Below are 15,504 nucleotides of genomic sequence, written 5' to 3'. Positions count from 1 at the left end.
AAATATGAGATGCCGCATGCCGGGGGGCCCGTCGGAGTGACGGGCCCCAAGTGCACCTCAGCGACGCTTGGTTGTGCGGGTGCGGCGCCAGCCGAAGGGGCCGGGCAGATCCATGGACGTGGTGCGGCGGCCCGTGCTGCTGTGCGTGTGGCGCGGCCCGTTGCGCCCGCCGGTGGTGATGGACCAGGAGCGGCGATTGATGTTCAGCCGGACCCCGGGAAGGATGCGGAAACTCTTGCGGAACGTGAGAGGCATGCGGAACTCCCTTCGGCGCGGTGCGATGCGATGCGGTGCGGTGCGAAACGCCGTACGAATACCCGCACACCCCGCGATCAGTCGGCACGCGAGCCGAAGTCCACCGTCCCGGCGGCCACCGATGGTGCATCCCGGCGCCCCGTACGACGATGAAGGGAGCGGGGGCGGGTACGCGCTCAAGTGTGAGCTCGGCGGCACCGCTTGATGGCACCACCGAGTGATGTATTAGAGTTATCTCGACATCGAGATATCTGCCGAGGCGCACCGCAGCCCACGGCGCCGCGCGGGTCCGTCGGTAAGGTCTACCTAACTTAGCCTTACCTTAGCGGATTGGCGAGCCGACGTGACGGCAGGATGCGGTGGAACGCGCACATATATGAAGGAGACTGTCGTGTCGGCGAACAGCTTCGACGCCCGCAGCACGCTGCGCGTGGGCGACGAGTCGTACGAGATCTTCAAGCTGGACAAGGTTGAGGGCTCGGCCCGCCTTCCCTACAGCCTGAAGGTCCTTCTGGAGAACCTGCTCCGCACCGAGGACGGCGCGAACATCACCGCCGACCACATCCGTGCGCTCGGCAACTGGGACTCCCAGGCTCAGCCCGCGCAGGAGATCCAGTTCACGCCGGCCCGCGTGATCATGCAGGACTTCACCGGTGTCCCCTGTGTCGTGGACCTCGCCACGATGCGTGAGGCCGTGAAGGCCCTCGGCGGCGACCCCGCGAAGATCAACCCGCTGTCGCCGGCCGAGATGGTCATCGACCACTCCGTCATCGCCGACAAGTTCGGCACCTCGGACGCGTTCAAGCAGAACGTGGACCTGGAGTACGGCCGCAACAAGGAGCGCTACCAGTTCCTGCGCTGGGGCCAGACCGCGTTCGACGACTTCAAGGTCGTCCCGCCGGGCACCGGCATCGTGCACCAGGTCAACATCGAGAAGCTGGCCCGTACGGTCATGGTCCGCAACGGACAGGCCTACCCCGACACCCTGGTCGGCACCGACTCGCACACCACGATGGTCAACGGCCTGGGCGTCCTGGGCTGGGGCGTCGGCGGCATCGAGGCCGAGGCCGCGATGCTCGGCCAGCCGGTCTCGATGCTCATCCCGCGCGTCGTCGGCTTCAAGCTGACCGGCGAGCTCCCGGCCGGCACCACCGCCACGGACCTCGTGCTCACGATCACCGAGATGCTGCGCAAGCACGGCGTCGTCGGCAAGTTCGTCGAGTTCTACGGCGAGGGTGTGGCGGCCACGAGCCTCGCCAACCGCGCCACCATCGGCAACATGTCGCCGGAGTTCGGCTCCACCGCCGCGATCTTCCCGATCGACGACGAGACGCTGAACTACCTGCGTCTGACCGGCCGTGACGCCCAGCAGGTCGCGCTCGTCGAGGCGTACGCCAAGGAGCAGGGCCTCTGGCTCGACCCGGCCGCCGAGCCCGACTTCTCCGAGAAGCTGGAGCTCGACCTCTCCACGGTCGTCCCGTCGATCGCCGGCCCGAAGCGCCCGCAGGACCGCATCGTCCTCGCGAACGCCGCCGAGCAGTTCAAGACCGACGTGCTCAACTACGTCGACTCGGTCGACGAGGCGGGCAAGGAGTCCTTCCCGGCCTCCGACGCCCCGGCCACCACGAACGGCGTCCCGTCGAACCCGGTCACCGTGACCGCCCCCGACGGCTCGACGTACGAGCTGGACCACGGCGCCGTCACCGTCGCCGCGATCACCTCCTGCACCAACACCTCGAACCCGTACGTGATGGTGGCCGCCGCCCTCGTCGCGAAGAAGGCCGTCGAGAAGGGCCTGACCCGCAAGCCGTGGGTCAAGACCACGCTCGCCCCGGGCTCGAAGGTCGTCACCGACTACTTCGACAAGTCGGGTCTCACCCCGTACCTCGACAAGGTCGGCTTCAACCTCGTCGGCTACGGCTGCACCACCTGCATCGGCAACTCGGGCCCGCTGCCCGAGGAGGTCTCGAAGGCCGTCAACGACCACGACCTCGCCGTCACCTCGGTCCTCTCCGGCAACCGGAACTTCGAGGGCCGCATCAACCCCGACGTCAAGATGAACTACCTGGCGTCCCCGCCGCTGGTCGTCGCGTACGCCATCGCCGGTTCGATGAAGGTCAACATCACCAAGGACGCCCTCGGCGTCGACCAGGACGGCAAGCCCGTCTACCTGGCCGACATCTGGCCGACGGAGGCCGAGGTCAACGACGTCGTCGCCAACTCCATCGGCGAGGACATGTTCTCGAAGTCCTACGAGGACGTCTTCGCGGGCGACGCCCAGTGGCAGGCCCTCTCGGTCCCCACCGGCAACACCTTCGAGTGGGACGACGAGTCGACCTACGTCCGCAAGCCCCCGTACTTCGAGGGCATGGGCATGGAGCCGGCCCCCGTCGAGGACATCTCGGGCGCCCGCGTCCTGGCCAAGCTGGGCGACTCGGTCACCACCGACCACATCTCCCCGGCCGGTGCGATCAAGGCCGACACCCCGGCCGGCAAGTACCTGTCGGAGCACGGCGTCGAGCGCCGCGACTTCAACTCGTACGGCTCGCGCCGCGGCAACCACGAGATCATGATCCGTGGCACGTTCGCCAACATCCGCCTGCGCAACCAGATCGCGCCGGGCACCGAGGGCGGCTACACCCGCGACTTCACCCAGGCCGAAGGACCGGTGTCGTTCATCTACGACGCCTCGCAGAACTACCAGGCCGCGGGCGTCCCGCTCGTCATCCTGGGCGGCAAGGAGTACGGCTCCGGCTCGTCCCGCGACTGGGCCGCCAAGGGCACCGCGCTCCTCGGCGTCAAGGCCGTCATCACCGAGTCGTACGAGCGCATCCACCGCTCGAACCTCATCGGCATGGGCGTCCTGCCGCTCCAGTTCCCGGAGGGCCAGTCGGCCGACTCGCTCGGTCTGACCGGCGAGGAGACCTTCTCGATCTCCGGCGTGACCGAGCTGAACAACGGCACCACGCCGTCCACGGTCAAGGTCACCACCGACACCGGTGTCGAGTTCGACGCGGTCGTCCGCATCGACACCCCCGGCGAGGCGGACTACTACCGCAACGGCGGCATCCTGCAGTACGTGCTGCGCAGCCTGATCAGCGAGTAAGCGATCCGGTGAGGTAGTTGGGCCGCGACCCCCGGCGGGGGTCGCGGCCCTTCGCCGTTCACGCGTCGGGGCCCCGCGCCCGCACCCGCCGCACCTGCTCCAGGGACTCGCTCAGCTCGCTCAGCCAGTCGTCCGCGTGCCGCTCCACCAGCCGTACGCACCAGGCGAGCGCGTCGCTGCGGCTGCGGGCCACGCCGCCCGCCACCAGCGTGTCCAGGACCTGCCGCTCGGGCTGGCGCAGCCGGGTCATGACGGGGGCGGACACGTGCGTGAACAGGGCCTGTTCGGTGCCGCAGCGCACGCCCCACGACACCTTCTTGCGGAAGCGGTGCTCCGCCTCGCGCGCCACGCCGACGCGGTCCTCGCGCGTGCGCTCCCGGAACTCCTGGATGCGGCCCTCGACGGCGGCCGCCCGCTCCGCGTCGGACGCGTCCTCGCCGAGCCGGGGCTCGGCGATCGCCCCGACGACGGTGATCTCCTCGCGGTCCACGGTGACGTCGACCGGCCCCTCGAAGAGCCCTTCGGGCAGCCGGCCGGCGAACCAGCCGCGCAACTCCTCGTGCTGTTCGGCTGTAATCATGTAAGCAACGTTGCACCGAAGGGAGTTGGCGGCAACCCCCGGCGCACGTGCGGCGGACCGCCGGTTCGCCGCCGTACCTCTATGGTGGAAGGTACGTGGGCAACGGGGGTGGGCAGTGGAACTGGGCACCGTGGGGCTGAAGGTCGCTTCCTCAGTGGTGGTGCCGCTGCTGAAGCGGTTCGTGCTGCCGCCGGCGAAGGCCGCGGGCGCCGAGTTCCCCGGCGAGAAACCCGTCCGCGTACGGTCGTTGCTCTCCTTCGTGGGCGATCACCCCTCGCTCAGCCGGGACGACATGCACCGGTTGTCGCGGGAGCTGGTGCGCCGCGCCGTGCGGGCCGTGCCGCCGCACGAGAGCCCGCTGCCGGACGACGAGCACGACGCCGTGGGGCAGGCGCTCACCCGGACGCTCTTCGCGCTCGGACAGCTCGACATGGACGACGTCGACCTGGTGCTCCTCGGCCCCGAGGAACTCGCCGCCACCCTCAACAAGGCGGCCAAGAAGGACATTCGGGGGCTGCTCACCGCCGACGCCGCCCGCTTCCACGACGCGCTCCTCGTCACCGCCTGCGTCCACCTCGTACGGTTCTTCACCGAGCGCCCCGGCTTCGAGGCCCGCGCCCAGCTGTCGCACGCCCGCGAACTGCGCGAGCAGAAGGGGCTGTTGGAGCGGATCGTGCGCATGCTGTGCGACGAGGACCACGTGTCCGCCGACGCCCGCTTCGAGGCCGACTACGCCCGCTACGTCGTCGAACGGCACGGCAGGCTCACCATCTACGGCGTCGACCTGCGCGACCCCGCGGGCCCCGATTGGCCCCTGGACGACGCCTACTTGAGCCCCACCGCCGTACCGCTCGCCGCCGCCGAGACGGACGGCGACTACGAGTCCGTGCCGGAGGAGAGCGTCGAGACCGCGCTCGCCGGGCGCGGCCGGGTACTCCTGCACGGCCTCGCGGGCACCGGCAAGACGACCGTCGTGCAGTGGCTCGCCCTGACCACCGCCCGCCAGGAGGCCGTACCCGTCGCCCTGCCCCAGCTGATCGGGCGGGTGCCCTTCGTGCTGCCGCTGCGCACCCTCGCCCGGCACGGCGCCGAACTCCCGTTGCCCGAGGAGTTCCTGGACTGGATGCGCTGCGACCTCAGCGGCAGCGAACCGCCCGGCTGGGCCGTCCGCGTCCTGAAGAACGGGCGGGCGGTGCTGCTCGTCGACGGGCTCGACGAGATCCCCAAGGCCGACCGGCGGCGCACCCGCGACTGGCTGAGCCGCCTCGTGCGCCGCTACCCCGGCAACCTGTGGCTGTGCACCACCCGGCCCTCCGCGCTCGAACCGGGCTGGCTGCGGAGCGAGGACTTCTACGAGCTGAGCCTCAACCCCCTCAGCCCGGACGGCCTGCGCCGCTTCATCGCACGCTGGCACGTCGCGGCCGACGCCCGCGAAGGACTCGACGACGAACTCGTCGCGTCGCTGCGGTCCAACCCCGAGCTGAGCCGCCTCGCCACCAACCCCCTCATGTGCAGCCTCATCTGCGCCCTGCACCGCGAGCGCCGCGGCTTCCTGCCGCACGGGCGGGCCTCCCTCTACAAGGCCGCCCTGTCCATGCTGCTGGAGCGCCGGGACGTGGAGCGGGACCTGTTCGGCCGGGGCGACGAGCGGCCGCGGCTCGACGAGGAGGCGGCGACCGAACCGCTCAAACGGCTCGCGTACCGGCTGATCCGCAACGACGACACGCAGATGGAGCGCGAGGACGCCATCCACGAGCTGCGCAGACTCCAGCCACAGGTGCCGAGCCTGGAGAAGCTCGGTGCGCCGGAGCACGCGCTGGAGTATCTCCTGGAACGCTCCGGTCTGCTTCAAGAGCCCGCTCCGGGCGCAATTGATTTCATTCACCGCACGTTTCAGGACTACCTGGGTGCCAAAGCTGTTCTGGAGGACCGTGATTTCGGCATGCTGGTGAAACACGCTCACATGGACCAGTGGGAGGACGTGGTGCAGATGGCCGTCGCGCAGGCCGATCACAACGGACGCGCCGACCTGCTCATGCGTCTCAGCGACCGCGGCAAGCGCGAGAAGGACGTGACCGTCCAGGCCCGGATCCGGCTCCTGGCCCTCGCCTCCCTCGAACAGGCCACGCGGCTCGAACCCGCCGTGCGCCAGACCATCGAGGCCGAGGCCGCCAGCATGCTCCCGCCGCGCAGCCTCCGCCAGGCCCGTGTGCTCGCCCGGACCGGGCCGCTCCTGCTCGGCCTGCTCCCCAGGGCCGACGAACTGGACGGCGACGCCGAGCTCGCCACCGCGCACGCCATCTGCCAGATCGGCGGGGACGCCGCCATCCCGCGGCTGCGCGAGTTCCTCACCACCTCCCAGTCCACGGTCCGCGCCCAGCTCCTCGGACACTGGGACCGCTTCGACACCGAGACCTACGCCCGCGAGATCATCGCCCCGCTCCTCGAAGCCGCCCCCGGCGAACCCGTCACCGTCCGCTCCCGGGCCGAGCTCGACGCCCTGGCGCGGCTGCCCGGCTGCGAGCGCGTCGGGATCCACGGGGACTTCGACCCCGACGCCGTACGCGCCGCCCTGTCCGCGGCGCACCTGCGCGAGCTGCGGCTGCGCGGCGCCCTGGGCATCGACGACCTCGCCCTGCTGCACGACTTCCAGAACCTGGAGAGCCTCACCCTCCAGGGCTGCCGCAACGTGAAGGACCCGGCGCCGCTCACCGGCCTGCCGCGGCTGCGCAGCCTCGCCCTGGAGAACGTCCCGCAGTTCGAGCCGCTGGAACAGCTCGACCAGTGCGAGCACCTCGACACCCTGCACATCGGCGCGGGCGTCCCCTGGCGCGGCGTGTCCGGACTGCCCAGGCCCGGCCGGCTCAGGACCCTGTCGCTGCCGCCCGGCACCTCCGACCTCTCCGACATCACACGTTGTGTCGCCCTGGAGGAACTGCGGCTGCACGAGGCGAGCAGCCGGCTGCTGCCCGACGGCTGGGGCGGCCTCCTCGCCCGGCTGCCCGAGCTGCGCACACTGTGCCTCTCCGCCGAACAGCTCAGCACGCTCCTGTTCAACCCCTCCAGCCAGATCCCGCAGCTCACCAAACTGTTCGTGTACGCGCAGCCCGGCACCCCGCTTCAACTGCGGCGCATGTCACGGCGGTTGCAGGGTCTGGAGGAACTGCACGTGACACAGGGCGGCGACATCGACCTCGCCCCGCTGCGGGGCATCACCTCGCTGCGGCGGGTGCGGATCGCGTACCCGGGCGGAACCGTCCAAGGGGTCGAGGAGCTGCCCGAAGGCGCCGAACTGGAGATATACCCCAGTCCGTGAGGTGGTGCCGGAGACCCGCGGATTGTCTGGCGGGAGATCGACACCCCCGGTAAGTTCTAGGGTTCACACGGTAGTTGTCGAGCCCCAGGGAAGCAGGACAGCCGACGATGGCCAGGCCCAAGGCGCCCTTTCTGTACGGGCGCGCACCCCTGGTGGGCTCGCTCGTCCCCGCACTCACCGGACTCGCGTTCCACGAACGCACGCGCGCCAAAAGGGAGTTCGGATCGGACGTCCCCGTGGTCCTGCTGACCGGGGAGCACGGCACCGGGCGCAGCGCCCTCCTCGACACCCTCGCGCGCGGCTACCGGGGCCGGCTGCCGCTTGCCCACGTACGGGCCGTCGTACCGGGCTCGCCCCTCGCGGCGGGCCTGCCCGAAGAGCTCCCCGAGGGCAGCCTGCCGCCGCAGATCGCCGCGTCGCCCGCCGAGATCCTGGAGCGCGTCGTCGGCGCGCTCACCCCCGCGTACGGGGTCTTCCGCACGCTGATGCCCGCCCTGTTCGCCGTGTCCGGCTGGCACGTGGGGCAGACCGACGAGCGCGACGAGGTGTGCCGACGGCACGCCCGGATGCTGCTGGCCGCCGACCTGGCGCGCGGCTCCGAACGCGACGTCGCCCGCGACTGGGCCACCGAGGTCGAGACGTCGATCAGCGAGGCCGCCGCTTGGGACCGCGACCCCGACGACCCGGACGGCACCCAGCCCGTCACCGCCGCCGTGCTGCGCCAGCTCGGCGCCAGGATGTCGCTGACCGCCTCCCGCTCCTGGTTCCGGGAGCGGCACACCACCCCCGACGGCACCATCGCCGAAGAGGACCCGCTGTGGCTGCTCTCCCGCCGCTACCACCGCGGCGGCGACTACCTGCACGCGGCCGAACAGGCCCTGACCGCCGCCTTCCTGGAGGAGACCGCCCACTGCCACGGGCTGCTGCGCCGCCTCAACCGCGAGCCGTGGCCGCTGATCCTGCTCGACGAGGCACACACCCCGGCGGGCTCCCGGTTCCTCGAACTCCTCCTGGAACAGCGGGCGTCGAGCCCGCGCACGTACGACGACCGCACCGTCGTCGTCGCCACCCGCCTCGGCGACGTCCCCAGGGAGGACGCGCCGCACGCCGTACGCCGGGAACTCGTCGATCTGCTGCCGCCCGGCGGCGCCAGACGGCCCGGACACGCGGCCACCGTGTGGAAGCGCACCGGCCACGAGCCGTCCGAAGGCCTCCTCGTCCTCCCGCTCACGCCGCTCACCAGGGACGACATCCTCTCCATGCTGGACCGGGCGTCCTCCCGCCTGCTCCACCCGCACCTCGCCTCCGCGCTGCACGCCCTCACCGGCGGGCACCCCTCGGCCAGCACCGTCCTCGCCGACGCCGCCGTCGAGACCGCCCGGCAGAACCGCACCGTCGTACCGCGCGACCTCCTCGACCTCAAGGTCAGGGGCGGCCGACCGGTCACCGAGGTGCTCCTCGGCGACCTGCTGCCCGACCGCAGGCAGCGCGAGCGCCTCGTCAAGCTCTGCCTCGCCCGGGACTCCAAGGCCGCCGAGGCGCTCGCCCAGGACCTCGGCCTGGTCGGCCCCGAGCAACTGCCCGCCACCGCCGCCGCCCAGTACCTCGTCGAGCGCAAGTGGCAGGAACTGCCGGAGGCCGACGACCCGTTGGTCACCAGCCCGCTGCTGCGCACCCTCCTCGTGCACGAGGCGCGGCGCACCCTGCCGCCCGGCGACGCCCCGCACAGCTGGCGCTCCGTCCACGCCTTCCTCCACCTGCACCACGTGCAGCGCGCCGAGACCGAGGAGGCCGACGCGCTGCGCCACAACCTCGCCGCCGGGAACCCGGACCAGGTCGTCGCGATGCTCGCCGACGAGTTCGACGCCGAGGAGGCCGAACAGAGCGTCGAGCACTGGCTGTTGTGCCTCAAGCGCTGCGCCGACGCCCCCGTACCGCCCACCGACGACAGCTGGTGCGACCAGCGCGTGGAGATCGCCGACGGCGAGCACGCCGCCCGCTACGCGCGCCTCGACCCCTCGGGCCGCAGCATCAACCGGCTGCTGCACGCCCTGTGGTACCTCTCCGAGCCGTACGCCGACGCCGCCCTGGACCCGGACGCGGACCGGATGTGCAAGGCGGTGGGGGAGGAGCTCGGCTTCCTGGCGCGCCGCCACCCCACCTGGTACGCGGCCCTCGGGCAGGCGGCCCGCGACTGGCCGACGGCCGCCCGCAAGGGCCAGGAGCTGCCCGTCCCCGCAAGCGCCAACTCCCCTGAAGGAGGCTGATGTTCGGCAGCAGGATCAGGGAGTGGGGGCCGCTGGACTGGCTCGTCGTGACGGTGGTCGTGCTCGCCCTCGTCGCGGGCGGCATCTACGGCGGCTCGAAGCTGCTGCGCAACTGCGACGATGGGCTGCGGGACATCGACGGCCAGTGCATCGGCGTGACGTCGCGGTCCTTCGAGGCCGACCACGGCATCCGCTCGCTCCTCGACGCCGTCGCCGAGGAGAACGACCGGGTCGCCGGGAGCGGCACCCCCTACGTCCGCGTCGCCCTGATGATGGCCTTCACCTCCGGCGAGGCGAGCGCGATGACCGGCGACATGATCCGCCGCGCGCTCGCCGGCTCCCTCGCCGCGCTCAAGGAGGCCAACGCCGGGGCGGGCGGCCCGCAGATCCAGCTGATGCTCGCGCCGGTCGGCCGGCAGCTCGACCAATGGCGGCCCGTCGTCGAGCAGCTGGACGACCTCGCCGCCGACTCCGAGCACCCGCTCGTCGGCATCACCGGTATCCCCAGCAGCCAGACCGACACCCAGACGGCCCTGCGCGAACTCAGCGAACGCAAGATCCCCGCGGTCGGCCCGGTGATCAACGCCTCGTCGATGAACTTCCCGTACTTCTTCAAGACCTCGCCGGACGACAAGGAGTTCGCCAACGCCATGGCGCACTACCTCGACACGTATCCGCAGGGCAAGAAGAAGGGGCTGCTGCTGCTCGACCGGCACACCGGCGACGTGTACTCGGCGGATCTGACGAGCACCCTCAGGAAGCGCTTCGGCAAGGCCTACGGGCTCGCCACCAGCTCCTCCCTCTTCACCGGCTCCTCCGGCAGCGACGAGGGCGAGCCGGGCATCTTCGTCGACGCGGTCGACAAGATCTGCCGCGAGCGCACCGACACGGTCTTCTTCGCGGGCCGCGACCAGGACCTCCCGGGCTTCATCGACGCCCTCTCCGACGCGGGCGCCTGCAACCACGGCGGCCGCCTGCGCATCCTCAAGACCGGCATCGGCCTGGAGCCCACGCTCACCCGGCCGGAGATCGAGCGCGACCTGAACAAGGCGAAGGCCACGATCGTCGACGCCGCCTCCTTCGACCCGCGCTGGGAGAAGGCGGGCTCCGCGAACCGGCCCGCGGGCATGGACGACTTCCTCGACCGCTTCAACGCCCTCAAGACCGCGCACACCCTCGGCGAGAAGCCCCTGGACGACGGCTACGCGGCCTCGTACTACGACGGACTGCGGCTGCTCACCGAGGCGGTGAAGCGCACCTTCGCCGAGATGAACCACGGCAAGAACACCGAGCAGCTGCCCACGCGCCAGGAGCTGTACACGACACTGTCGCAGTCCACCGTCAACAGCTCCGGCATGCTCCAAGGGGCGACCGGAACGTACGGCTTCGCGGGGCAGGGCACGCACAACCGGTGGTCGGCGTGCAAGCCGGTGCCGGTCGTGGAGTTCCCCGCTCAGCGGCACGACCGGAAGCTGTCGCTGTACCGGACCCACGACAACGGCGACTGCCCCGGGTGACGCGCCGCTCGACGCGGCACGCCACCCGGGACGGCGTCACGACAGCAGCTCCACCTCCGCCACCGTCGCCGCCCCGCCGGTGAACACCAGGCGGTACTGCTGGTGCGCCGCCGGTTCCGGCACGGAGAACGCCCGGGTCTGCTTGTCCCAGGCGAAGGACTCGCCGGAGCGTTCGTCGACGGTCTGCCAGTCCTCGCCGTCGTCCGACGCCTCCAGCTTCCACGCCGTCGGCGCCTTGGACCGGTCGCCCGACGACGTCAGCGTGTACTGCACGGCCTTCGCGCCGTCCGCCCCGACCGGCAGCTCCACCGACTCCGCGCTCGCGGACGTCGCCGAGGAGTTGTCGAAGAGCGCGCCCGAGCCCGTGATCGCGTCGGAGCGCGGCGACGGCACCTTGTCGTCGTCCGTGATCGACGTCGGCGCGGCGCCCGCTCCCGTGCCCCACGTCGACGGCTTGTCGCCCATCGCGAACTCGATGACGCCGCCGTTGGCGATGGCCGAGTGCGGCAGCGACGTCTTGTTCCACGCCTTGCCGTTGACCTTCACGCCCTGCACGTAGATGTTCTTCGCGCTGTTCTTCGGCGCCTTCACGACGAGATCCTTGCCGCCGTCCAGGTGCAGCGTCATCTTCGTGAACTGCGGGGATCCGATGGCGTATTCACCGCTGCCCATGACCAGCGGGTAGAAGCCCAGCGAGGAGAACAGGTACCAGGCCGACTGCTCGCCGTTGTCCTCGTCGCCGTGGTAGCCCTGGCCGATCTCGCTGCCGGTGTAGAGGCGGGACAGCACCTCGCGCACCTTCTCCTGCGTCTTCCACGGCTGACCGGCCGCGTCGTACATGTACGTCACGTGGTGCGCGACCTGGTTGGAGTGGCCGTACATGCCCATGCGCACGTCACGCGCCTCGGTCATCTCGTGGATGACACCGCCGTAGGAGCCCGCGACGTCCGCGGAACCGGTCTCCGGCGTGTCGAAGTACGTGTCGAGCTTCTTGGCGAGCCCGCCGCGTCCGCCGTAGAGGTTGGCGAGGCCGCGGCTGTCCTGGACGGCGGTGAACGCGTAACCCCAGGCGTTGGTCTCCGTGTAGTCGTAGCCCCAGATCGCCGGGTCGAAGTCGGCCGACTTCACCCGCCAGTCGCCGTCCTTGTCCTTGCCCTGGAAGAAGCCGGGGCTGGAGCTCCCGCCCGCCGCCTTGTCGTCGAACATGTTGACGTAGTCACGGGCCCGGTTGAGGAAGTACTCGGACTCCTCCTTGTACTGCTTCTTGCCCGTCTTCTTGTAGAGCTTCCGGCCCATCTCCGCGATGCCGAAGTCGTTGAGATAGCCCTCCAGCGCCCACGACATGCCCTCGTGCGTGTCCGTCGACGTGTAGCCGAGGAACGGGGACGTCTCCATGCCCTTGCGGCCGACGCCCGCCGACGGCGCCACCACGGTCGCGTTCTTCACCGCGGCCTTGTACGCCGACTCCACGTCGAAGCCGTCGACGCCCTTCACGTACGCGTCCGCGAACGCCACGTCGGAGGAGGTGCCGGTCATCAGGTCCGCGTAGCCCGGCGAGGACCAGCGGGAGGTCCAGCCGCCGTCCCGGTACTGCTGCACGAAGCCGTCGACCAGCTCACCGGCCTTCTTCTTCGTCAGCAGCGAGTACGCGGGCCACGTCGTGCGGTAGGTGTCCCAGAAGCCGTTGTTGACGTACGGCTTGCCCTCGACGATCTTCGCGCCGGTGTGCGTCGGGGTGTCGGGACCCGGCATCGGCGAGAACGGGGAGGCGTACTTGTACGTGGCCTTGCCGGAGCCCGAACGCACCTTCTCGAAGCCGGAGTTGGGGTACAGGTACAGCCGGTACAGCGAGGAGTAGAGGCTCGTGCGCTGGTCGTCCGTCGCGCCCTCGACCTCCACCTTCCTCATCAGCGCGTCCCACTGGGCGCGCGCCGCGTTCCGTACGTCGCTGAAGGAGCGCTTCGCCGGCAGTTCCTGCGCCAGGTTGTCCTTGGCCTGGTCGATGCCGATGAGGGACGTGGCCAGGCGCAGGGTGACCGTGCGGTCCTTGCCCGCGTCGAACGTGAAGTGCCCCTTCACGCCCGCCGATTCGGCGTCCTTCACCGGCTTGTCGAAGACCCCGTAGACGAACAGCCGCGTCGCGCCCGCCGACAGGCCCGACTTCACGTCGGAGTAGCCGGTGACGATCCCGTTCTCCTTGTCGAGCGTGAGCCCGCCCTGGTCGGAGACGTTGTCGAAGACCACGCTCGCGTCGTCGTCGGGGTAGCTGAAGCGCAGCGCCGCCGCGTGATCGGTCGGCGTCATCTCCGCCTTCACGCCGTTCTGGAACTTCACGCCGTAGTACGAGGGTGTCGCCGTCTCGTCCTCGTGCTTGAAGGCCAGTGCCCGCCCCGAGCGCGAGGTGTCCAGCGCGTCGCCGGACTTCGCCGACGGCATCACCTGGAACGTCTGCCGGTCACCCATCCACGGGCTCGGCTCGTGGCTCGCCGCGAACGCCTCAAGGGCCGGCAGGTTCTCCGCGTTGTTGTCGCGCGCGTAGTCGTACAGCCAGCTCAGCGAGCCCGCGTTGGTCACCGGCGTCCAGAAGTTGAAGCCGTGGGGGACGGCCGTCGCCGGGAAGGTGTTGCCGCGCGAGAACCCGCCCGTGGAGTTCGTGCCGCGGGTCGTCGACGCGTAGTCGCTCAGGTGCGCCTTGGGCTTGGCCGGCCGGGCCTTCGCGATGCTGATGTCGTCCAGCCAGCCGCGGAACTTCGCCGGCCCCTTGGGGGAGTCGTACGCGACGAGGATCCGGTCGACGGTCTTCCCGGCCGCGACGGAGCCGATCCCGGACGTCACGGCGTTCCACTGGTTCACGTACAGCCGCTTGGCCGCGCCCTGCCCCTGCGGGGTGAGCAGCCCGCCGTGCGAGTCGACGGCCTTGAGGTCGCTCAGGTACGTGCCGTCGGTGAAGGCGAGGTCGACGGAGACGTTCGTGGCGTCGTAGTCGCGGTCGCCGTCCGCCATCGACGGGAAGACCTTGTAGGCCAGCTCGGTGTCCCTGGCCACCGCCACGTCCACGTCGAAGACCTTGTTGTACGAGTACGCGCGTCCTTCGCCCTTGTGCGTACCGGCGTAGCGCAGCGCGCGCGTGCCCGTGAAGCCGACGCCCGCCTTGGCGGTCGGGGAGGCGGTCGGGCCGCGGTCCACCAGCGACAGCATGTCCTCGGGGGCGGGTGTGGCGTCCTCGCCGGTCGAGAGCTGGAGGTCGGCGAGCTGCGTCGCGTCGCCCGCACCGTTGTTCTTCGTGAACTCGACGCGGAAGTGGGAGTACTCCGCCGGGTTCTCGATGTCGTACGTCTTCAGCTGGTGGCGTTTGTCGAACGTCTCGCCGGAGCGGGAGTCGAGCGTCGTCCACTCCTTGCCGTCGGCCGACCCCTTCAGGACCCAGTCCTTCGGGTCGCGCTCGGCGTGGTCGTTCGCGGACGTGAGCGCGTACGTGGTGATCTTCACCGGCTCGTCGAGGTCGTACTCGACCCAGGCGGTCGGCGTGAACGCCAGCCACTTGGTGGTCGGCTCGCCGTCGACGAGGTTCTCCTTGGTCTCGCCGCCGCCGGAGTTCTCGTCGCTGGCCCGGATGTCGGTGACATGGCCGTTGACGTTGCCCGGCATGCCGCTGCTGTACGCGCCGTCGACCCCGCTGGCCCGCTTCGCGCCGTCCGGGGCGGTGTCCACGGTGTTCAGCCAGTTCGGGGCGGGCTCGCCGGCCTCGAAGGAGGAGCGGAAGGCCGGCTTCCCTTCGGCGGCGTGGGCGGCCTGGGCCGTCGTGAGGCCCTGGCCGGTCGCCGTGAGCACGAGTGCGGCCGCGCCCAGCGCGGCCGTGGTTCCGAGTCTGTGTCGGGATCTGAGCTGTCTGGATCTGCCTCGCATAAAGGCGCACCCTCCGGCCGCTGGACAACGTTGTCAGTAGATGGAGCAAGGTCCAGTAGGGGCTGAAGTGCACTGTGATGTCAAGGGTGTTGAGGCTCGCATGCGTGCACGAAGCGGCGTTGTGTGCATACGCGAACCCGGGCTCGCGCGGACCGCGATCACGCGCCGAGGGAATTGCATATGTCGGTGTAAGTGGCACGAGTTCAAGCGGTGCGGAGGATTCCGTTACACCCTTTGTAGGCAGGGCAGTTGGAAAGAACGGTTCGTCGCTGGTGCGACGTATTTCCGGGAGGTCTCAACTCGGAAAAGACCGATGCCCAAACCTGCATTCGATCTTGCCCCTCTCACAGGGAGTGGACTATACCTGTCGCCACCGCCCCGGCCTGTGCGGCATCCGGGCGGGTACCACCCAGCTCCACCTGCGTTGCGCAGCACATCACCGCGGTGCCGGGAGGATCCGGTTCACCGCCTGAGTCCTGGAGAAGGCGAGGACTTGAGCATGGGATCCACTCTCGGTACAGGCCTTTTCCGACATCGCTCAGCTGATCACCACGGGT

General features: G+C 70.2%; 7 protein-coding genes. 4 read left to right on the top strand and 3 right to left on the bottom strand.

Annotated elements, in window-relative coordinates; all coding sequences use genetic code 11:
• Positions 1 to 57: 57 nt before the first annotated feature.
• Entirely contained in the window at positions 58 to 255 is a 198-nt protein-coding gene (locus tag ACYBSK_RS27825) for a DUF4236 domain-containing protein (protein ID WP_457479993.1), read from the bottom strand.
• 376 nt (positions 256 to 631) lie between these two features.
• Between ACYBSK_RS27825 and acnA the strand changes: the two genes are divergently transcribed.
• Positions 632 to 3,361, top strand: a complete 2,730-nt coding sequence (gene acnA / locus ACYBSK_RS27820) for an aconitate hydratase AcnA (RefSeq protein WP_457479992.1) — start codon at positions 632 to 634, stop codon at positions 3,359 to 3,361.
• Between the two features lie 58 nt (positions 3,362 to 3,419).
• Here acnA and ACYBSK_RS27815 read toward each other — a convergent pair whose 3' ends face one another.
• A complete protein-coding gene (locus tag ACYBSK_RS27815; RefSeq protein ID WP_457479991.1) occupies positions 3,420 to 3,941 on the bottom strand; it encodes a hypothetical protein in 522 nt (173 codons plus the stop codon).
• Positions 3,942 to 4,056: 115 nt separating this feature from the next.
• Between ACYBSK_RS27815 and ACYBSK_RS27810 the strand changes: the two genes are divergently transcribed.
• The 3 genes from ACYBSK_RS27810 to ACYBSK_RS27800 all read left to right on the top strand — a co-directional run bounded on the left by ACYBSK_RS27810 (position 4,057) and on the right by ACYBSK_RS27800 (position 11,041).
• Complete coding sequence (locus ACYBSK_RS27810) at positions 4,057 to 7,257, top strand: NACHT domain-containing protein (protein ID WP_460243769.1); 3,201 nt, start codon at positions 4,057 to 4,059, stop codon at positions 7,255 to 7,257.
• A gap of 107 nt (positions 7,258 to 7,364) precedes the next feature.
• Entirely contained in the window at positions 7,365 to 9,524 is a 2,160-nt protein-coding gene (locus tag ACYBSK_RS27805; RefSeq protein ID WP_460243768.1) for an ATP-binding protein, read from the top strand.
• Positions 9,524 to 11,041: an ABC transporter substrate-binding protein gene (locus tag ACYBSK_RS27800; protein ID WP_460243767.1), complete on the top strand. Its 1,518-nt coding sequence runs from the start codon at positions 9,524 to 9,526 to the stop codon at positions 11,039 to 11,041. The genes ACYBSK_RS27805 and ACYBSK_RS27800 overlap by 1 nt, the downstream gene beginning before the upstream one ends.
• 36 nt (positions 11,042 to 11,077) lie before the next feature.
• On the opposite strand, the gene ACYBSK_RS27795 is transcribed toward ACYBSK_RS27800, so the two are convergent.
• Complete coding sequence (locus ACYBSK_RS27795) at positions 11,078 to 14,947, bottom strand: GH92 family glycosyl hydrolase (protein WP_460243766.1); 3,870 nt, start codon at positions 14,945 to 14,947, stop codon at positions 11,078 to 11,080.
• Between the last annotated feature and the right edge of the window lie 557 nt (positions 14,948 to 15,504).

Source organism: Streptomyces sp. BYX5S (assembly GCF_054724165.1).
This window is presented reverse-complemented; position numbering and strand designations above follow the sequence as displayed.